Genomic DNA, 18890 nt, shown 5'->3' with positions numbered 1-18890 from the left:
CGCCACCGCCGCCCTTCCTGCAGCCGCCCCCGCCGCCGTTCCCCGGGGTGGCGCCGGCGCGCGGCCCGCCGGACGACCCGCCGGACGGCCTGCTGGCCCCGGCCGGGGAACGGACCGGCTGGAGGAGGTGCCCGTCGAGACGCGGCGCGACCCCCGCCTCGCCTTCGACCCCACCCCGTGGGTGCTGGGTCTGCTGCTGGTCGCGGTGATCGTCGGGCTCTTCGCCGCCTGGCGCACGATCACCTCCCCGGTGCCGCCGATCGGTGGCGGCCAGGTCATCGACCTCGTCGAGACGCCCGCCGACGGCGAGGCGCCGCCGGAGGAGGGTGCGGCGGCCGGTGAGGACGGCGCGACGGAGGGCTCCGACGACGGCGCGGCCGCCCCGGTGGCGCCGCGCATCGCGTCCGCCGTCCAGGTGGACCCGCCGCCCATGGGGGACGACAACGAGCACCCCGAGGCCGTGCCCTTCGGGTTCGACGGGGACCCCAGCACCTTCTGGTTCTCCCGCTGGTACGCGAACCCGGAGTACGGGATGAAGCCCGGGATCGGGTACGCGGTGACGCTCGCGGAGCCGACCGCCGTCGCGTCGGTGACGATCCAGACCCCGGTGACCGGCGGTCTGGTGGAGGTCCGGGCCACGGACCCGAGCACCCCGACGACCGGCGAGGTCCTCGCCTCCGGACCCCTCTCGCCGGAGACGGTGCTGACCTTCCCGGAGCCCGTCGAGGCGGCCCACATCGTCCTGTGGTTCCCCCGGCTGCCCCAGGACGTCGACGGCCGCAACCGTGTGGTGATCAACGAGGTCGTCCTGAACGGCCCGGCCGCCGGCTGACGCAGGGCTGTGCCGACCGGGCGGTCCCGACGCGCCTGCGTCCGCGGCGTGGCCACGCGGTGACGGCCCGATGAACACCGGTCCGTGCAGCGCACCGCAGGACAGCAGGGACGACGGCCACGGAACAGATCCCGCCTAGGATCGGTTCCTGGCTCTCGGAAGCGCAGTGACGTCCGGACCCGGGTGGCCCAGCGGCCGCGGGAGCCCGCGGCGGAGGCCCGGCCGCGTCCACACGTGCTGCACCACCCACGAACGAAGGAAGTCAGCGTGACCGACACCGTCCACGAGGTCGTCATCATCGGGTCCGGCCCGGCCGGCTACACCGCCGCGGTCTACGCCGCGCGTGCAGGCCTGGCACCCGTCGTCATCGCGGGCTCCGTGACCGCCGGGGGCGCCCTCATGAACACGACCGAGGTCGAGAACTTCCCCGGCTTCGTCGACGGCATCATGGGGCCGGACCTCATGGAGAACATGCGCAAGCAGGCCGAGCGGTTCGGCGCGGACATCCGCTACGACGACGTCACGGTGGCCGAGCTGGCGGGTCCGGTGAAGACCGTCCGCACCGGCAACGGTGAGGTGCTCCGGGCCCGCGCCGTCGTCCTCGCGACCGGCTCCGCCTACCGCGAGCTCGGCCTGCCGCGCGAGAAGGAGCTCTCGGGGCACGGCGTCTCCTGGTGCGCCACGTGCGACGGGTTCTTCTTCCGCGACCAGGACGTCGCGGTCATCGGTGGCGGCGACTCCGCCGTCGAGGAGGCCACGTTCCTCACGCGGTTCGCGCGGAGCGTCACGATCGTCCACCGCCGCGGCGAGCTGCGGGCGTCGAAGATCATGGCCGACCGGGCCCACAACGACCCGAAGATCCGGTTCGCCTGGAACAGCACGGTCACCGAGATCCACGGCGACCCGAAGCTCGACGGCCTGACCCTCACCGACACCGTGACCGGCGAGCAGCGCCGGCTCGACGTCACGGGCATGTTCGTCGCCATCGGCCACGTCCCGCGGTCGGAGCTGGTCAAGGACCAGCTGGCCGTGGACGAGAACGGCTACGTCCTCGTCGGCGGTGAGGGTGCCCGCGGCACGGCGACCTCGGTCGAGGGCGTCTTCGCGTGCGGCGACCTCGTCGACCACGTCTACCGCCAGGCCATCACGGCCGCCGGCACCGGCTGCGCGGCCGCCCTGGACGCCCAGCACTTCCTCGCCGACCTCGCGGACGCCGCGACCGGCACCACCCCGACCCCGACCCCGACCCCGACCAACGAGGAGACCCTGTGAGCACCGTCGCCGTCACCGACGCCACCTTCCAGACCGAGGTGCTGCAGTCGGACATCCCGGTCGTCGTGGACTTCTGGGCCACGTGGTGCGGCCCGTGCCGCCAGGTGGCCCCGATCCTCGAGGAGCTGTCCACCGCCTACGAGGGCCGCGTCAAGATCGCCAAGCTCGACACGGACGCCAACCCGCAGACCACCGCGGCGTACGGCATCACGTCCATCCCGACGCTCAACATCTACCGCAACGGCGAGCTGGTGAAGCAGATCGTCGGCGCCCGCCCCAAGCCCGCCCTGACGCAGGAGATCGACGCCGTCCTGGCCTGAGCGGCACCGGACGAGCCCGACGGCCCCCGACCCCACCGGTCGGGGGCCGTCGTCGTCCCCGGGCGACCGGACCTGGTGAGGACGGGGCGACGACCGAGCGGCGGGCGGACCCGGGGCGCGCCGGAGGGAGGTGGCAGACTGCCGCGCATGACTCCCGACAACGGTGAGCCGACGGGGCGGGTGACTCCTGCCCCCGGCAGCGCCGCTCCCCAGGCCCGCACGTCGACGGGCTCCCGGCCCACGCAGGGCACCCGGCTCGACTCGTGGATCGGGTCCTACGCCGACCGCACGCACGGCATGCGCGCCTCGGAGATCCGCGCTCTGTTCGCGGTCGCGAACCGCCCGGAGGTCGTCTCGCTGGCCGGCGGCATGCCGAACCTGGCGGGGCTGCCCATGGACGCCATCGCCGAGACGACGCATCGGCTCCTCGCCACCCGCGGGACGACGGCGCTCCAGTACGGCTCGGGCCAGGGCGACGAGCGCCTGCGTGAGCAGGTGCTGGAGGTCATGCGGCTCGAGGGGATCGAGGCGCACCCGGACGACGTCGTCATCACCACCGGCTCTCAACAAGCGCTGGACCTGGTGACGCGGCTCTTCATCAACCCGGGCGACGTCGTCGTCGCCGAGGCGCCGAGCTACGTGGGGGCGCTCGGGGTGTTCCGCGCGTACGAGGCGGACGTCGTGCACGTCCCCCTGGACGAGCACGGGCTGGTGCCGGAGGCCCTCGACGAGACCCTGACCCGCCTCGCCGCGGCGGGCCGGAGGGTCAAGTTCCTCTACACCGTGCCGAACTTCCACAACCCCGCCGGGGTGACGCTCTCGCTCGAGCGCCGTCCCCGGGTGCTGGAGATCGCGCAGCGCCACGGCGTCCTGGTCGTGGAGGACAACCCCTACGGGCTGCTCGGCTTCTCCGGCGAGCCCCTGCCCGCCATGCGCTCGCTGGACGAGGACGGCATCGTCTACCTCGGGTCCTTCTCCAAGACGTTCGCGCCGGGCTACCGCGTCGGCTGGGCCGTGGCGCCGCACGCGGTCCGGGAGAAGCTGGTCCTGGCGAGCGAGTCGGCGATCCTCTGCCCGTCCAACGCCTCCCAGCTCGCCATCTCGAGCTACCTGGAGAACCACGACTGGCGCAACCAGGTGAAGGCCTTCCGCGAGATGTACCGCGAGCGGCGCGACGCCATGATCGGTGCGCTGGGCGAGCACATGCCCGAGGCCTCCTGGACGGTGCCCGACGGCGGCTTCTACACCTGGGTCCGCCTTCCCGACGGGCTGGACGCGCAGGCCATGCTGCCGCGCGCCATCACCGCGCTGGTCGCGTACGTCTCCGGGACGGCCTTCTACGCCGACGGCCAGGGCTCGGACCACATGCGACTGTCCTTCTGCTACCCCACGCCGGAGCGGATCCGGGAGGGCGTGCGACGCCTCGCGGGCGTCGTGGAGGCGGAGCGCGAGCTCGTGGAGATCTTCGGTACCGCGGCGGGCCGCGAGGCGCGCATCGTCGAGCCGCCCGGCCCGGACCTGGCGTGAGAGGAGTGTCGATGTCCGACCGGACGCCCGACGTGCTGGTCCTGGCCGGAGGCCTGTCCCACGAGCGCGACGTCTCGCTGCGCAGCGGACGGCGCGTGGCCGAGTCGCTGCGTGCCGCGGGCGTCGAGGTCACCGTGCACGACGTCGACGCCGGACTGCTGCCCACCCTGCGCGAGGTCCGTCCCGCCGTCGTCTGGCCGCTGCTGCACGGCGCGACGGGCGAGGACGGCTCGGTCCGGGACGTCCTGGAGCTGCTCGGGCTGCCCTACGTGGGGGCCGGGCCGCGTGCGAGCCGGTGCGCCTGGAGCAAGCCCGTGGCGAAGACGCTCGCCGCTCAGGCCGGCGTCGCGACGCCCCGGTTCGTGACGCTGCCCCAGGCCCTGTTCCGCGAGCTCGGCGCGGGCGAGGTGCTGCGCACCGTGCTCGACTCGCTCGGGCTACCGCTGGCGGTCAAGCCCTCGCGCGGCGGGTCCGCCCTGGGGGTCACGCTCGTCCGGTCGGCCGAGGACCTGCCGCGGGCGATGGTCAGCTGCTTCGCGTACGGCGACACGGCGCTCCTGGAGCAGGCCGTGCAGGGCACCGAGGTGGCGGTGAGCGTCGTCGACACGGGTGACGGCCCGCGCGCGCTGCCGGCGGTGGAGGTCGTCACCGAGGGCCCGTACGACTACGACGCGCGCTACGTCCCCGGCCGCACGGAGTACTTCGCGCCGGCGCGCCTCGAGCCCGACGTCGCCCAGCGGGTGGCCGATGCGGCGGTCGCCGTGCACCGGGCGCTCGGGCTGCGGCACCTGTCCCGCACCGACCTCATCATCGACGCCGACGGCGTGCCGCAGTTCATCGACGTCAACTCCGCGCCCGGCATGACGGAGACCTCCCTGCTGCCGCAGGCGGCGCTCGCCGACGGCCAGGACCTCGGCGCGCTGTACCGGGCCATCGTGGAGGCCGCCGCGACGTCTCCCGGCGAGGGCTGAGCCGACCCGCGCGTCTGCTCAGCGGAGCAGACCCGGGTCCTCCGGGGACAGCGTGGTGAGGATGCGGTTCAGGTCGTCGACGGAGGCGAACTCGACGGTGAGGCGCCCCTTGGTCTTGCCGAGGGCGATCCGGACCCGGGTGTCGAATCGATCCGAGAGCCGCCCTGCCAGGTCGTCGAGGGCGGCGTTCCGGCCGCCGGCGCGCGGACGGCGCACGGGTGCCGGGCGCTCCGGGTCCCCACCGAGGGTGACGATCTCCTCCGTCGCCCGGACCGAGAGCCCCTCGGCGACGATCCGCTGCGCCAGGCGCTCCATCGCCGCGGAGTCCGGCAGGCCCAGGAGGGCCCGGGCGTGCCCCGCCGACAGCACGCCGGCCGCGACCCGGCGCTGCACCAGCGGAGGGAGACGGAGGAGTCGGAGGGTGTTGGAGATCTGCGGCCGCGAGCGGTGGATCCGCGTGGCGAGCTCCTCGTGGGTGCAGCCGAAGTCGTCGAGGAGCTGCTGGTAGGCCGCCGCCTCCTCCAGCGCGTTGAGCTGGCTCCGGTGCAGGTTCTCCAGCAGCGCGTCCCGGAGGAGGTCGTGGTCCTCCGTCTCCCGCACGATCGCCGGGATCGTGACCAGGCCGGCCTGCTGGGTCGCGCGCCAGCGGCGCTCGCCCATGATGAGCTCGTACCGGCCGTCGTCGTCGCCGGTCAACGGTCGGACCACGACCGGCTGGAGGACGCCGATCTCGCGGATGGAGCTCACCAGCTCGCCGAGGGCGTCCTCGTCGAAGACGGTGCGCGGCTGCCGGGGGTTGGGTCGGATGTCCCCGACCGGGATCTCCGCGAAGTGGGCGCCCGGGACGGGTACGAGGGACGTCCCGTCGTCGCCAGGCCGCCCGTCCGCGCCGGGGGTCGCCGGGCGCGTCACATCTCCCGCCGCGTCGGCCGAGGCAGCCGGCTCCGTCGATGTGGCGTACGGGCCCGAGCCCTCGGCGGGGGTCTCACCGTCGGTGTCCCGGGCGACGGTCTCCGCGTGCGCCTCGCGGAGGAGTGCGCCGCGGGCGCGCGTGTCCGCGGGGGTTGCCGGCAGCGCGGGGTCGCGCGGGGCAGCTCCCCCGTCCGAGGACGCCTGGGCTGCCGGGGCTGCTGAGGTCGGCGCGTCCGCCGGTCCGCCCCCTGCGGCCTCGCCGTCGGGGCTCGTCGGCGAGGCGGTCTCGACCGACGCGGTGGCGGTGGTGGTGCCCCCGGGGAAGAAGACGTCCACCGGTCGGTCGTTGCCCGAGGGGCCGCTGGGGATCAGTGCCCCGAGTCCGCGCCCGAGGCCCCGTCGCTTCTCCGCCATCAGTGCTCCTGGGTGTTCTGCTGCATGAGTCGGGCTCGTTCGGAGATCTCCCGCGCCGCCGCGAGGTAGGCGAGCGCCCCGCTCGAGCCCGGGTCGTACGTCATGACGGTCTGCGCGTGGCTCGGCGCCTCGGAGATGCGGACCGACCGCGGGACGGTGGTGCGAAGCGTCCGGTCCGGGAAGTGCTCCCTGACCTCGGAGGCCACCTGCTGCGCGAGGTTCGTCCGCGCGTCGTACATCGTGAGGAGGATCGTCGAGACGTGCAGCTCGCGGTTGAGGTGGTTCTTGATGAGCTGGACGTTCTTGAGGAGCTGGCTCAAGCCCTCCAGGGCGTAGTACTCGCACTGGATCGGGATCAGCACCTCGCGTGCGGCGACGAACGCGTTCACGGTGAGGAGGCCTAGGCTGGGCGGGCAGTCGATGAACACGTAGTCGAGGCGGTTGCCCTGCTCGGCCCGCTGGTCGACGTACGCAGAGATCGCGTTCCGCAGGCGCGCCTCGCGCGCCACCATCGAGACGAGCTCGATCTCGGCGCCGGACAGGTCGATGGTCGCCGGTGCGCACTCCAGGCGCGCGATGTCGGGGGACGGCTGGATGACAGCGGCCAGGTCCTCCCCCTCGACCAGCACCTCGTAGACCGACGGCGTGCCGGCGCGGTGCTCGATGCCGAGTGCTGTCGAGGCGTTCCCCTGCGGGTCGTTGTCGACGACGAGGACGTTGAGGCCGGCCTGCGCGAGGGCCGCCGCGAGGTTGACCGTCGTGGTCGTCTTGCCGACCCCGCCCTTCTGGTTGGCCACCGTGATGACCCGGGTGCTGGGCGGCTTCTCGAAGCGCCTGCCCGAGAGGTCGATTCGTCGGCGCGCGTCGGCTGCGAGCTGTGCGGCGAGAGGGGTGCTGTCGTCAACCGTCGGAAGGCTCTCGATGAGGAGTGCTCGCCGCTCGTCGTCCGACAGCGACGCCGTCGTTCCACGTGGAACGCTCCCGGTGGCGTCGTGATCCACTACGTCTCCCGTTCGTCCGAGTGGGTACATCCTGCCATCAAGCACCGACACGCATCGCCATCCCCCGTTCCACGTGAAACATGTGTGGTTGTCGTTCTCCCGCCTAGGACGCTCCCCTCAGAGGGTGGCTCCCGTGCCGGACATCTGGTTCTGGGACCCGTCGTGCGGCGCGGTCATGTTTCACGTGGAACGGGAGTGTCCTGCGCTGAGAGAACTGGTGTGAGAACCGCGACCGTGCCGGTGCCGCGCCGGGGGTGTCCCGTGGCGAGGGCCGTCCAGAGTCGATTGCGGCGCGTGAAGTTCGGGGTGAGCCAATGAGCGGGCACTGTCTTCGGCCTGGAGGGACGTCGACGTGCCGCCAGACGACTGACGAGGACCAGAGTCCGCACACATGGCTGCTCTGTCGAGCACACGTGGCCCCATGAACTCTTTTGAGCATGCGCCGACCGACCGGCGCCCGTGCCCGGGTGCATGACACCTCCCCTCGCCGTCGACGAGAGGTTCCACGTGAAACATCGGGCGCTCCGACCGCGTCGGCCGCGTGCCGCCCGTCACCCGCAACTCCTTCCTCATGACCCCCACCTCGGGCGGGCAGCTGAGCTCCGAAGACGTCCATCGAGACGAGGTCTCGACGCCTCGCGGGACGCCGCGACGGGTCACCTCAGTCGGTCTCCACGACAGCCACCCGCGGACTGGCCAGGCTCGTGCCTCGCAGTACCCGCCCGCCCCGGCGGTCATCGGCAACCGGAGGCGGCGGGGGTAGCGCGGTGGACGTTGGAGCCCACCGAGTCGCAAGCGGCGTCGATGAGCTCCAGGACTGAGCCGTCGATAGAGCGACCAGCGAGAGGCCGCCCCGGGACGCGCAGCGGGCCCGGCGCGCCCTTTCACGTGAAACGGATCTGCTGCAGGCGTAGGCGACCGCTCGAAGCCGCCCGATCCGGATGACCTACCGCGGTACAGCGACCCGTGCAGCTGCCGCACATTGGCCCTCCCTCTCTGGGCCCTCGGTCCGGAGCTGGAGCCCGGGTCGGCGGGGAATGGGTTCTCAGTCGCTCCGGCCTGGTATCCGCCAGCGCTGAGCAACTTCACTAGCCCTCCCCGCCCTCGACCACACAGCACACCGACAGCCCGTTTCACGTGAAACGACTGACGGTGGGCCGGGCCCGCGCGGAGCAGACCAGGCCACGTGAAGCAGGCCGGGGCCAGAGGCGGCCGGGTCCGGTGTGCGGGCAGCCGGGTCAGAGGTAGATCATGCCGGGTCCGGAGGCAGGCCGGAGCCGGAGGCGGGCCGGGTCCGGTGTGCGGGCAGGCCGGGTCCGGTGTGGGGGCAGGCCGGGCAGACGTGGAGCGGACCAGGTCCGGTGTGTAGCCATGGGCGGTAAGGCGTGGAGCAACAGCCCGGTCCAGCGCCAGAGCAGCCGCAGCCCGGGCACGGGCCGCACATCCCCAGACGTGCTCCTCGAACGGAATGTTTCACGTGGAACTGGTCCGTCTTCGCGACTCAGCGGTCGACAGCCGGACTATCGGAAGCCATCGCTCCGCATGGCGCCGTGTTCCGGTGGTCGATCCTTTCTGGGGGTGTCCGACCGCCCTCCCTCCTCTGCTTCCCCATCGGCAGCTGGAGCCTCTCCGCCCCGGACCCTCTTCGCCACAGAAAAGTCATCACGGGTGTGGGCCTTGGCTGACGGATTCCGTCGCACTTTGACGAATCGCCGCCGCAGGGCTGCGTACCAGGAGCTTTCGTCCCGCTCCGGTGTCCGAGACGCGACGGCCTGGTCCGTGTACGGAAGCCGCGAGCACCGAGGCGTGGTCGCCCCGGACCCCCAAGAACCGAAGTCCACTCGGGCTGTCGGCCATCAGGCACCCACGAGCCGCCGGCCATCGGAAGCCCTGTCCAGGCACAGATCGGGTAGTTGGACCCGCTCGTGCGCCGTTCACTTCGCCACCGTCCCCAGAGCGGCGCCGGCGACAGGGCGAGATCACCACGCTCTACGCCGACGTTTCACGTGGAACCACCCCACGGTCCCACGCGGTCTGGTCGAGCGGGGACGTTTCACGTGGAACCGCGCCACGGCGCCGCACGGCCTGGTCGAAGCGCTCACGTGGAACGAAACTGCGGGGCGGAGGCGACCTCGGCTCAGCGGCGACGTCGCCGACCCGACGACCCGGCACCGGACCGTGTACGCGTCTCCCGAGCACCCGACGACGCGACCGCACTGTCCGCGACCTTCGTCACCCGCACCACAGCGGTCGACTCCACCTCCGGGACCGTCGACGCCGTGAGCACCTCGCCGGCATCACCGCCCAGGGAGGCCAGTGCGGGCCGTGCCGCGTCCAGCTCCTCCTGCGCGCGTCCACCCTTGAGCGCGAGCAGAGACCCACCGACCCGGCACAGAGGCAGCGCCCACCCCGCGAGCCGGTCGAGAGGAGCGACCGCCCGCGCCGTGACCGCCTCGACGAGGAGCTCACCGACGAGCTCCTCCGCACGCGCGCGCCGGACCGTCACGTTCTCCAGCCCGATCCCGTCGACCACCTCGTCGAGCCACGTCGTCCGCCGGAGCATCGGCTCCACGAGCACGAAGTCCAGGTCCGGACGAAGGCAGGCGAGCACCACACCCGGGAGGCCCGCGCCGCTGCCGAGGTCCACGACCGTCCCGGCGCTCGGCAGGAACGGCGCCACCGCCGCGGAGTTGAGGATGTGACGCTCCCACAGCCGAGGGACCTCCCGCGGACCCACCAGCCCGCGGAGGACACCCTCCTGCGTCAGCGCCTCGGCGAACCGCTCGACAGCCGGAAGACCCGGGCCCAGGAGCTCACGGACCGATGCCGTACCCGCACCCAGACCGTCCGGTTCGACTCCGTGGTCGCTCACGGAAGCAGGGACCCTTGGCACCGCACGCGCGCCTCCACCCCCGAGAGCGCCACCCCGGTCACCCGCTCAGGACGGGCGGACGACGACGTGTCGTGCGGGCTCGACGCCCTCGCTGTCGCTGACGAGACCTGCCGCTGCCACGACGTCGTGCACGACCTTGCGCTCGAACGGGTTCATCGGCTCGAGTGCCACCGCGGTCCCGGTGGAACGCACCTCGGCGATCGCCGTCCGCGCCACCTCGGCGAGCTCGGCCCGACGTCCCGCGCGGAACCCGGCGATGTCCAGCATGAGCCGGCTGCGCTCGCCCGTCTTCGCCTGCACGGCCAGGCGCGTCAGCTCCTGGAGCGCGTCCAGCACCTCGCCGTCCGTGCCGACGAGCCGCCGCAGCCCGCGCTCCGACCCGCTCTCGGCCACGATCTCGACCGCGGCGCGCCCGTGGTCGACATCGATGTCGATGTCTCCGTCGACGTCGGCGATGTCGAGCAGCTCCTCGAGGTAGTCGGCCGCGATCTCGCCCTCCTCCTCGAGGCGCCGGATGTCTGTCGTGTCACCGGTCTCGTCCTGAACCTCGGGTGCGTCACTCATGGTGATCTCCTGTCCTGTGGTCCGGCGGCGCCCCGTGAGGCACCCGCCCGTTCGGATGGGTGAGGCGGTCAGCGCGGGGCGCCGGAACCGGTCCCTCGAGGCTTCTTCTTCCCGCTCCCGCCGGTGGCTCCGCCGGCGGTCGAGCCCGACGCCGTCGGGCCTGCGGCCGCAGCGCCGGGCGCGGCTCCGCCGTCGCCCTCGCCGGGCGCGGACGAGGATGTCGCAGCATCGCTCTGAGCAGGCGGCTCGCCGTGACCGGCCGGCTCGGCCTGCGGGGTCGGTCCGGTCGCCGTCGGCCGCGGGGTGGCCGCCTTCGCACGGTCCTTGCGCTTCGGCTGCTGCCGCTGGCCCTTGGGACGGACCTCGACCACGGCGGGTGCCTCGGTCTCGAGGACCTCGCCCCGGCGCGCGGCCTTCTTCGCCCGACGCTCCTTGAGGTTCCGCTCCGCCTCCGACCCCGGCGTCGGGTTGTTGCGGATGACGTAGAACTGCTGCCCCATGGACCAGAGGTTGGTCGTGGTCCAGTAGACGAGCACACCGATCGGGAAGTTCACGCCGGAGATAGCGAAGACCAGGGGCAGCAGGTACAGGAGCATCTTCTGCTGCTGCGCCATCGGGCCCTGCAGCGCCGACGCCGGCATGTTCTTCTGCGTCAGCTGCTTCTGCGTGAAGAAGGTGGTCGCGGACATCGCGACGATGAGCAGGACGGTCACGATCTTGACGCTGACGTCGTCGGACCCGAGGAACGTCTCGGAGATCCGGGCGCCGAAGATCGTGGCGCTCTCCGCCTCCTGCGCCAGCTGCTGGTCGATCGGGCCGATCGAGTCCCGCGCGCCACCCTGGTACGTGCCGTTGGCGACGTTGGGGAGCGTGTACAGAACGCGGAACAGCGCGAAGAAGATGGGGGACTGGGCCAGGATCGGCAGGCAGGACGCGAACGGGTTCGTGCCGTGCTTCTTGTACAGCTCCATCGTCTCGCGGGTCATCGCCTCACGGGACGCAGGGTCGGTCTTCCCCTTGTACTTCTTCTGCACCTTCTGCAGCTCCGGAGCCACCAGCTGCATGCCGCGGGAGGCCTTGATCTGCTTGACGAAGAGCGGGATGAGCAGGATCCGGATGACGACGACGAGGCCGACGATCGACCCCACCCAGGCCGCACCGGACTCGGACGGCAGACCCAAGGTGGTGAGGAGCTCGTGGAAGCCGTACATGATCCACGCGACGACCCACTTGAGCGGGTAGAAGACGCTGTCGATCGACATCAGGTGGTGCTCCTCAGCGGGTGTGGACGTGCCCGGGGTGCCGGGCGGAGGTCGTCAGGTGCGGGGCACGGTCACGCACGGGCGGGACGTCGTCGACGCCGCCGGCCGCCCAGGGGTGGCACCGGCCGAGGCGGCGCACCGCGAGCCAGGAGCCGCGGAGGGCGCCATGACGCTGGACCGCCAGCACCGCGTAGCTCGAGCAGCTCGGGTAGTACCGGCACGTCGGCCCGGTGAGCGGCGACACGAAGTTCCGGTACACCCACAGCAGCCCCAGGAGCAGCAGCTGCGGGGCACGACGCACGAGCCGGAGACCGCGGACCAGCACACCCTCGTCGTGCAGACCCTCGTGCGCGGTCACGGCCGGCCACCCGTCGTCGCCTTCCGGCCCGCGCGGCGCAGCGCGCTGCCCAGGGCGGAACGGAGGTCGTCGCTCAGGTCGGCGTAGGTCGCCGACGCCGAGGGCGGGAGCGCACGCACCACGACGTCGGTGCCGGCCGGGATCTGGTCCTGCTGCGCGATCACCGCACCCCGCAGACGCCGACGCACCCGGTTACGCACGACTGCGCCGCCGACGCCCTTCGACACCACGAAGCCGATGTGCGGCTCCGGGTGCGGGCTGTCGACAGCGCAGTGCACGACGAGCGTGCCCCGACCTGCCCGCGCGCCGGTACGGATGGTCCGTGCGTACTCCTCGGACCGACGCATCCGTAGTGCGGCGGGCAGCACCGGGGTGGCTCAGGCGGAGAGCTCGGTGCGACCCTTGCGGCGACGCGCGGCCAGGATCGCCCGGCCCGCACGCGTGCGCATGCGCAGGCGGAAGCCGTGGGTCTTGGCCCGGCGCCGGTTGTTCGGCTGGAAGGTGCGCTTCGACACGTCAGACTCCAAGGTTCGTTCACGTCACCGTCGCGAGGACGGACATCGAGGGCGTCCCCGCGCCCCGCGCCGCCCGGGCGCCGCCGGTACGGTCGGCCCGACAGGCAGGCGGCGACCACGCGGGCGAGCGCAGGCAGAAGGAGCCGCGAAGAACGGCTGTGTCACGGTACGCGGCGTCGTGCGCAGGGTCAAACCCGGGACCGGTCACGCGAGGACGGGGACCGTCCCGGGCGACGTCCGCAGGGCGACCCACCAGCATGACCCGAACGGCCTATGGCGAGGCCCCCGACACGCCGGGCAGGATGACTGTCGTTTGCGGCGCAGCGCGGCGCCCCGGATGCACACAGGCTGTGGAGAACTGTGTGGATCATGGGCGACCGTGCCAGACTGCGACCCTCGGCACCGCCCCGACGCCCACGTCGCCGCACCTCGCCGAACGGACTGAGTGAGCACGCATCGCGCATCGGGGAGTCAGCTAGGTGGCAGGTCAGGACGACTCGATCGACGAGGTGTGGACCCGCGCCGTGGACCACCTCGCAGGCGACGGCCTCGCCAGCCAGCAGCAGCTCGCCTTCATCCGCCTGGCCCGGCCGATGGGCCTGCTCGACGGCACGGTCCTCCTCGGCGTCGGGAACGACTTCACCAAGGAGTACCTGGAGACCCGCGCGCGCGGCGAGCTCACCCGGGCCCTGAGCCGCTCGCTCGGCGTCGACGCCCGCTTCGCGGTGATGGTCGACCCGGCCCTCGACGACGACCCGCCCGCCACCACGGTCGGTAGCGACGCCGTCACCGAGCAGCCCCTCGACGACGCCGACGACGACGCCCGCGTCCTGCGCGCGGTGGAGGACGACCTCGGCCGCTTCGACGACAGGGCCTACGCCGGACGTCGTCGGACCGGGCAGCCGGCCCAGGTCGAGCCGGCCCGCCTCAACCCGAAGTACCTCTTCGAGACCTTCGTCATCGGTTCCTCGAACCGCTTCGCACACGCCGCGGCCGTCGCGGTGGCCGAGGCGCCCGCCAAGGCCTACAACCCGCTGTTCATCTACGGCGACTCCGGGCTGGGCAAGACGCACCTCCTCCACGCGATCGGCCACTACGCCCAGTCGCTGTACTCCGGGGTGCGGGTCAGGTACGTGAACTCGGAGGAGTTCACCAACGACTTCATCAACTCCATCGGTGAGGGCAAGGCCGGTGCGTTCCAGCGCCGCTACCGCGAGGTGGACGTCCTGCTCGTCGACGACATCCAGTTCCTGCAGGGCAAGGAACAGACGATGGAGGAGTTCTTCCACACGTTCAACACCCTGCACAACGCGAACAAGCAGGTCGTCATCACGTCCGACCTGCCGCCCAAGCAGCTCAACGGGTTCGAGGACCGGATGCGCTCCCGCTTCGAGTGGGGCCTTATCACCGACGTCCAGCCGCCTGACCTCGAGACCCGCATCGCGATCCTGCGCAAGAAGGCCGCCAACGAGCGGCTCCAGGCGCCGGACGAGGTGCTCGAGTACATCGCGTCGAAGATCTCCACCAACATCCGCGAGCTCGAGGGCGCGCTCATCCGCGTCACGGCCTTCGCGAACCTCAACCGGCAGAGCGTGGACCTGGCGCTGGCGGAGATCGTCCTCAAGGACCTCATCACCGACGACGACACGGCGGAGATCACGGCGGCCGCGATCATCGCGCAGACGGCCAACTACTTCGGTCTCACGATCGACGACCTGTGCGGCTCGTCCCGCTCCCGCGTGCTGGTGACCGCACGGCAGATCGCGATGTACCTCTGCCGTGAGCTGACGGAGATGAGCCTGCCGAAGATCGGGCAGCAGTTCGGCGGGCGTGACCACACCACCGTCATGCACGCCAACCGCAAGATCCGCGAGCTCATGGCGGAGCGCCGCTCCATCTACAACCAGGTCACGGAGCTGACCAACCGCATCAAGCAGCAGCACCGCGGCTGACCGCGCCGTCCCCACGCTGCTCCGTCCGGGTGACCCGGGCCTCCGCCCCACGAGGGGCGTCCGACGCCGTCCGCCGCGGGCCCGGACCCCGCCGGGCTCCGATGCAGGCCCCCTCGACGGCGCCCGCGGACCACAACAGGGACGTTCGCCCTGCTGTGCACACCTGTGGAAAGAGCTGTGGAAGCCGGTGGACGACGCGCTGCGTTCATGTGGACGTCACCTGTGGTTCCTGGGGACGACCGGTGGACGGGGCGTCGTCGTCCACCGCGGCACGTCACCGTCGACAGCACCGTCGACAGCGCGTCCACACCGCGCCCCGCGGCGCCACCTGCGCGGACACCCGTCCTCCACAGGATCCACAGGACCGATGACGAAGACGACAGATCTCTTCCTCCTCGATCCACATCGCCTTCATGAGGGCGGCGACGACGACCCGACCCACCGGACGGCTCGGGGACGCCCGGCACAGGAACCGACGGGCCTGGTCCCACGAACGCGGTCCCGTCGACCCACCGAGAGAGATCACGACGACGACGTCAGCACCGGCGCGGCGCGTGGGTGCTCTCGCGTACTGTTCACACGGATCACTGGGGTCACCACCTGCCGGGCGGGCGGCGGCCGCGGCGACGTCCTGGCCGCACCTGCACCGCACGTGCCGACGACGCCCGCGGCACGGCCGCCCCGCTGCGGGCGGTCGGACGGGCGGAAGGATGCGCGATGAGGTTCAGGGTCGACCGTGACGTGCTGGCAGAGGCGGTCACCTGGACCGCTCGCTCGCTGCCGACCCGGCCGCCGGTCCCGGTCCTCGCCGGCGTCCGGCTCGAGGCCGACGCGAGCGGCGTCGTCCAGCTCTCGAGCTTCGACTACGAGGTCTCGGCGCGGTCGGAGATCGCGGCGGACGTGTCCGAGCCCGGCACGGTCCTGGTCTCCGGCCGCCTGCTCGCCGAGATCTCCCGCGCGCTGCCCGCCAAGCCGGTCGACGTGGTGCTCGAGGGCACCAAGGTCACGGTCACCTGCGGCGCCAGCCGGTTCTCCCTGCTCACGATGCCGGTCGAGGACTACCCGGCCCTGCCGGCGATGCCGGACGTCGTCGGCAGCATCGCCGGTGACGAGCTCACGGCCGCCGTCGGGCAGGTCACCGTGGCGGCGTCGCGGGACGACACCCTGCCGCTGCTGACCGGCGTGCGCCTGGAGATCGAGGGCGAGCGCATCACGATGCTCGCCACCGACCGCTACCGCCTCGCGCTGCGCGAGCTGACCTGGACGCCGTCGTCGCCGGACTACTCCGCGACCGCGCTGGTGCGGGCGCGCACCCTGTCCGACGCGGCGAAATCCCTCGGCGGGTCCGACCGGGTCGCCGTGGCGCTGTCCACGGGCGCCGGCGTGGACCTCATCGGGTTCGAGGCCGGGGGCCGGCACACCACGTCACTCCTCGTCGACGGGGAGTACCCCGCCGTCCGCCGCCTGTTCCCGGACGAGACGCCGATCCACGCGGTGGTCCCCAAGCAGGTGCTCGTCGAGGCCGCCCGGCGCGTGTCGCTCGTCGCCGAGCGGAACACCCCGATCCGCCTCGCGTTCAGCGAGGGTCAGGTGGTGCTCGACGCCGGCCAGGGTGATGATGCTCAGGCGTCCGAGGCTCTCGAGGCCGCGCTGACCGGTGAGGACATCACGGTCGCGTTCAACCCGCAGTTCCTGCTCGACGGGCTGGGTGCGCTGGACACCGAGTTCGTGCGGATGTCCTTCACGCACCCGAACAAGCCGGTCGAGTTCACCGGCCAGGGTTCGCTCGAGGGCGAGGACGACAAGAGGTACCGGTACCTGCTGGTGCCCATCCGCTTCGCCTCGTAGGGAGACCGCCCATGCACCTCGGACTCGTCGGACTCGGCCGGATGGGCGCCAACATGCGCGCCCGCATGCGCGAGCGCGGGATCGAGGTCACCGGCTACGACCGGAACCCCGAGGTGTCCGACGTCGACAGCCTCGAGGCGCTCGTCGCCGCGCTGCCGTCGCCGCGGGTCGTGTGGGTCATGGTCCCGTCGGGCGAGATCACCCGGGGCGTCGTGGAGCAGCTCTCCACCCTCCTCGGCGAGGGCGACCTGGTGGTGGAGGGCGGCAACTCCCACTTCACCGACGACGCCGCCCACGCCGAGCTGCTCGCCGCGCGCGGCATCCGGTACGTCGACGTCGGCGTCTCGGGCGGGGTGTGGGGCCTGACGAACGGCTACGGCCTCATGGCCGGCGGCACCGAGGACGACGTCGCCGCCCTCATGCCCGTCTTCGACGCGCTCCGCCCGGACGGGGAGCGGGCCAACGGCTTCGTCCACGCCGGGTCCGTCGGCGCAGGGCACTACGCGAAGATGGTCCACAACGGCATCGAGTACGGCCTCATGCAGGCCTACGCGGAGGGCTACGAGCTCCTCACCGCGCAGGACATCGTCACCGACGTCACGGGCACGCTGCGGGCCTGGACCCAGGGCACCGTCGTGCGGTCCTGGCTGCTGGACCTCCTGGTCGAGGCGCTCGAGCAGGACCCGCAGCTCGCGACCATCGACGACTTCGTCGAGGACTCCGGCGAGGGCCGGTGGACCGTCGACGAGGCGATCGACCAGGCCGTGCCCCTGCCGGTCATCTCCGCCGCCCTCTTCGCGCGGTTCTCCTCCCGGCAGGTCGACTCGCCGGCGATGAAGGCCGTCGCCGCGCTGCGCCAGCAGTTCGGCGGGCACGCCGTGCGTGCCGCGCAGCCTCCCGCCTGACCGGACCCAGCGAGAGCCGAGCGTGTACGTCAGCCACCTGTCCCTCACGGACTTCCGGTCCTACGAGCAGGTGGACCTGACCCTCGAGCCCGGCGTGAGCGCGCTCGTCGGGCCGAACGGGCAGGGCAAGACGAACCTCGTCGAGGCGGTCGGCTACGTCGCCACGCTCGGCAGCCACCGCGTCCCGACCGACGCCGCGCTGGTCCGGGCCGGCGCCCCGCGCGCCGTCGTGCGCCTCCGGGCCGTCCGGGGTGACCGCACGAGCCTGGTCGAGCTCGAGATCAACCCGGGGCGGGCCAACCGTGCGCAGGTGAACCGGGCCCCGGTCCGCCGCCCGCGCGACGTCCTGGGGATCCTGCGCACCGTCCTCTTCGCCCCCGAGGACCTCGCGCTGGTCAAGGGGGACCCCGACGGCCGACGGCGGTTCCTCGACGACCTGGTCGTGCAGGTCGCCCCGCGCATGGCGGCGGTGCTGGGGGACTACGAGCGCACGCTGCGGCAGCGCGGTGCGCTGCTGAAGTCCGCCGGCGGGGCCCGGCGAGGTCGCTCCCGCTCCGCGGAGGACGACGCGCCCGACCTGCGGACGCTCGACGTGTGGGACGCCAAGCTGGCGCAGCTCGGGGCCCAGGTGCTGACGGCGCGCCTGCGGCTGGTGGAACAGCTCCGCCCGCACGTGGCGGCCGCCTACGAGCAGGTCTCCGAGGGGCAGGGCGCCGCCGTGATCGGCTACCGCTCCTCGCTGGAGGGCAGCGCGGTCGACGACGACGACCGCGCCCGCTCGGGCGGTCCCCTGACGCGCAGCGACCCGGAGGTCCCGCACCGCGGCGCCTCGACCGACCTGCTCGAGGCGCAGCTGCTCGAGGCGCTGAGCCGCATGCGCCGGCAGGAGATCGAGCGGGGCGTCAACCTCGTCGGGCCGCACCGCGACGACCTCCTGCTCAGCCTGGGCGGGCTGCCGGCCAAGGGCTTCGCGAGCCACGGGGAGTCCTGGTCGATCGCGCTGGCGCTGCGGCTCGGCTCCTACCAGCTCCTCACCCACGGCACACCCGACGACGACACGGCGGCCGGGATCTCCTCGTGGGACGAGGGCAGCGAGCCGGTCCTCGTGCTCGACGACGTGTTCGCGGAGCTCGACGTGCGTCGTCGTCGGCGCCTGGCGGGGCTCGTGGCGCGCGCCGAGCAGGTCCTCGTCACGGCGGCGGTCGCCGAGGACGTGCCCGAGGAGCTGGAGGGCGCGCGGTGGGACGTCATGGGTGGGCAGGTGACGCGTGTCCGCTGAGCCGCGCCCGGGCGCCCCCGGCGCCGACCCCGGCCGGCCGGACGACGGCCGCGGGCCGGTGGGCG

The 18890-nt window shown here is 72.5% G+C and carries 17 protein-coding genes; 9 read left to right on the top strand and 8 right to left on the bottom strand.

Annotation, left to right across the window (positions count from 1 at the left end; all coding sequences use genetic code 11):
• Window positions 1–127 precede the first annotated feature (127 nt).
• From N866_RS09590 to N866_RS09570, 5 genes are all read left to right on the top strand, one after another.
• The gene (locus tag N866_RS09590) at window positions 128–832 is read left to right on the top strand and encodes a hypothetical protein (protein WP_034225712.1); all 705 of its coding nucleotides are present in this window, start codon (window positions 128–130) and stop codon (window positions 830–832) included.
• A gap of 267 nt (window positions 833–1099) precedes the next feature.
• Window positions 1100–2104, top strand: coding sequence for a thioredoxin-disulfide reductase (gene trxB, locus N866_RS09585; protein ID WP_245612493.1), 1005 nt, complete (start codon window positions 1100–1102; stop codon window positions 2102–2104).
• Entirely contained in the window at window positions 2101–2424 is a 324-nt protein-coding gene (trxA, locus tag N866_RS09580) for a thioredoxin (RefSeq protein WP_034225710.1), read from the top strand. The genes trxB and trxA overlap by 4 nt, the downstream gene beginning before the upstream one ends.
• A 147-nt stretch (window positions 2425–2571) precedes the next feature.
• Window positions 2572–3951, top strand: coding sequence for an aminotransferase-like domain-containing protein (locus tag N866_RS09575; RefSeq protein WP_081802511.1), 1380 nt, complete (start codon window positions 2572–2574; stop codon window positions 3949–3951).
• Window positions 3952–3962: 11 nt separating this feature from the next.
• The gene (locus N866_RS09570) at window positions 3963–4922 is read left to right on the top strand and encodes a D-alanine--D-alanine ligase family protein (RefSeq protein WP_034225707.1); all 960 of its coding nucleotides are present in this window, start codon (window positions 3963–3965) and stop codon (window positions 4920–4922) included.
• Between the two features lie 18 nt (window positions 4923–4940).
• On the opposite strand, the gene N866_RS09565 is transcribed toward N866_RS09570, so the two are convergent.
• From N866_RS09565 to rpmH, 8 genes are all read right to left on the bottom strand, one after another.
• Window positions 4941–6248 (bottom strand): ParB/RepB/Spo0J family partition protein, encoded by a 1308-nt coding sequence (locus N866_RS09565; protein ID WP_034225705.1) that lies wholly within the window; start codon window positions 6246–6248, stop codon window positions 4941–4943.
• Window positions 6248–7249 (bottom strand): ParA family protein, encoded by a 1002-nt coding sequence (locus N866_RS09560; protein WP_281173223.1) that lies wholly within the window; start codon window positions 7247–7249, stop codon window positions 6248–6250. Before N866_RS09560 ends, N866_RS09565 begins: the two co-directional genes overlap by 1 nt.
• A 2137-nt stretch (window positions 7250–9386) precedes the next feature.
• Complete coding sequence (gene rsmG / locus N866_RS09555) at window positions 9387–10121, bottom strand: 16S rRNA (guanine(527)-N(7))-methyltransferase RsmG (RefSeq protein WP_155855279.1); 735 nt, start codon at window positions 10119–10121, stop codon at window positions 9387–9389.
• Window positions 10122–10187: 66 nt separating this feature from the next.
• The gene (locus N866_RS09550) at window positions 10188–10706 is read right to left on the bottom strand and encodes a Jag family protein (protein ID WP_034225704.1); all 519 of its coding nucleotides are present in this window, start codon (window positions 10704–10706) and stop codon (window positions 10188–10190) included.
• A 68-nt stretch (window positions 10707–10774) separates the two neighbouring features.
• Window positions 10775–11968 (bottom strand): membrane protein insertase YidC, encoded by a 1194-nt coding sequence (gene yidC / locus N866_RS09545; RefSeq protein ID WP_034225703.1) that lies wholly within the window; start codon window positions 11966–11968, stop codon window positions 10775–10777.
• A 13-nt stretch (window positions 11969–11981) separates the two neighbouring features.
• Complete coding sequence (gene yidD / locus N866_RS09540; RefSeq protein WP_425393956.1) at window positions 11982–12326, bottom strand: membrane protein insertion efficiency factor YidD; 345 nt, start codon at window positions 12324–12326, stop codon at window positions 11982–11984.
• On the bottom strand, window positions 12323–12694 hold the full coding sequence (gene rnpA / locus N866_RS09535) for a ribonuclease P protein component (RefSeq protein ID WP_034225702.1): 372 nt from the start codon (window positions 12692–12694) through the stop codon (window positions 12323–12325). The genes yidD and rnpA overlap by 4 nt, the downstream gene beginning before the upstream one ends.
• Before the next feature lie 9 nt (window positions 12695–12703).
• Complete coding sequence (gene rpmH, locus N866_RS09530; protein WP_034225701.1) at window positions 12704–12841, bottom strand: 50S ribosomal protein L34; 138 nt, start codon at window positions 12839–12841, stop codon at window positions 12704–12706.
• A 593-nt stretch (window positions 12842–13434) separates the two neighbouring features.
• On the opposite strand from rpmH, the gene dnaA reads away from it, so the two are divergent.
• From dnaA to recF, 4 genes are all read left to right on the top strand, one after another.
• On the top strand, window positions 13435–14793 hold the full coding sequence (dnaA, locus tag N866_RS09525; RefSeq protein WP_425393957.1) for a chromosomal replication initiator protein DnaA: 1359 nt from the start codon (window positions 13435–13437) through the stop codon (window positions 14791–14793).
• A gap of 717 nt (window positions 14794–15510) precedes the next feature.
• Entirely contained in the window at window positions 15511–16641 is a 1131-nt protein-coding gene (gene dnaN / locus N866_RS09520) for a DNA polymerase III subunit beta (protein WP_034225695.1), read from the top strand.
• 11 nt (window positions 16642–16652) lie between these two features.
• On the top strand, window positions 16653–17546 hold the full coding sequence (gene gnd, locus N866_RS09515; RefSeq protein WP_034225693.1) for a phosphogluconate dehydrogenase (NAD(+)-dependent, decarboxylating): 894 nt from the start codon (window positions 16653–16655) through the stop codon (window positions 17544–17546).
• A gap of 22 nt (window positions 17547–17568) precedes the next feature.
• Window positions 17569–18825: a DNA replication/repair protein RecF gene (gene recF / locus N866_RS09510; protein ID WP_034225692.1), complete on the top strand. Its 1257-nt coding sequence runs from the start codon at window positions 17569–17571 to the stop codon at window positions 18823–18825.
• Window positions 18826–18890 lie beyond the last annotated feature (65 nt).

Source organism: Actinotalea ferrariae CF5-4 (assembly GCF_000603945.1).
GTDB classification, from domain to species: domain Bacteria; phylum Actinomycetota; class Actinomycetes; order Actinomycetales; family Cellulomonadaceae; genus Actinotalea; species Actinotalea ferrariae.
This window is presented reverse-complemented; position numbering and strand designations above follow the sequence as displayed.

Bases quoted from the DNA above. Each gene is read 5' to 3' on its own strand.
- N866_RS09575 (WP_081802511.1), top strand. From the start codon at position 2,572: ATGACTCCCGACAACGGTGAGCCGACGGGGCGGGTGACTCCTGCCCCC.
- N866_RS09570 (WP_034225707.1), top strand. From the start codon at position 3,963: ATGTCCGACCGGACGCCCGACGTGCTGGTCCTGGCCGGAGGCCTGTCC.
- N866_RS09565 (WP_034225705.1), bottom strand. From the start codon at position 6,248: ATGGCGGAGAAGCGACGGGGCCTCGGGCGCGGACTCGGGGCACTGATC.
- N866_RS09550 (WP_034225704.1), bottom strand. From the start codon at position 10,706: ATGAGTGACGCACCCGAGGTTCAGGACGAGACCGGTGACACGACAGAC.
- yidC (WP_034225703.1), bottom strand. From the start codon at position 11,968: ATGTCGATCGACAGCGTCTTCTACCCGCTCAAGTGGGTCGTCGCGTGG.
- dnaA (WP_425393957.1), top strand. From the start codon at position 13,435: ATGGGCCTGCTCGACGGCACGGTCCTCCTCGGCGTCGGGAACGACTTC.
- dnaN (WP_034225695.1), top strand. From the start codon at position 15,511: ATGAGGTTCAGGGTCGACCGTGACGTGCTGGCAGAGGCGGTCACCTGG.
- gnd (WP_034225693.1), top strand. From the start codon at position 16,653: ATGCACCTCGGACTCGTCGGACTCGGCCGGATGGGCGCCAACATGCGC.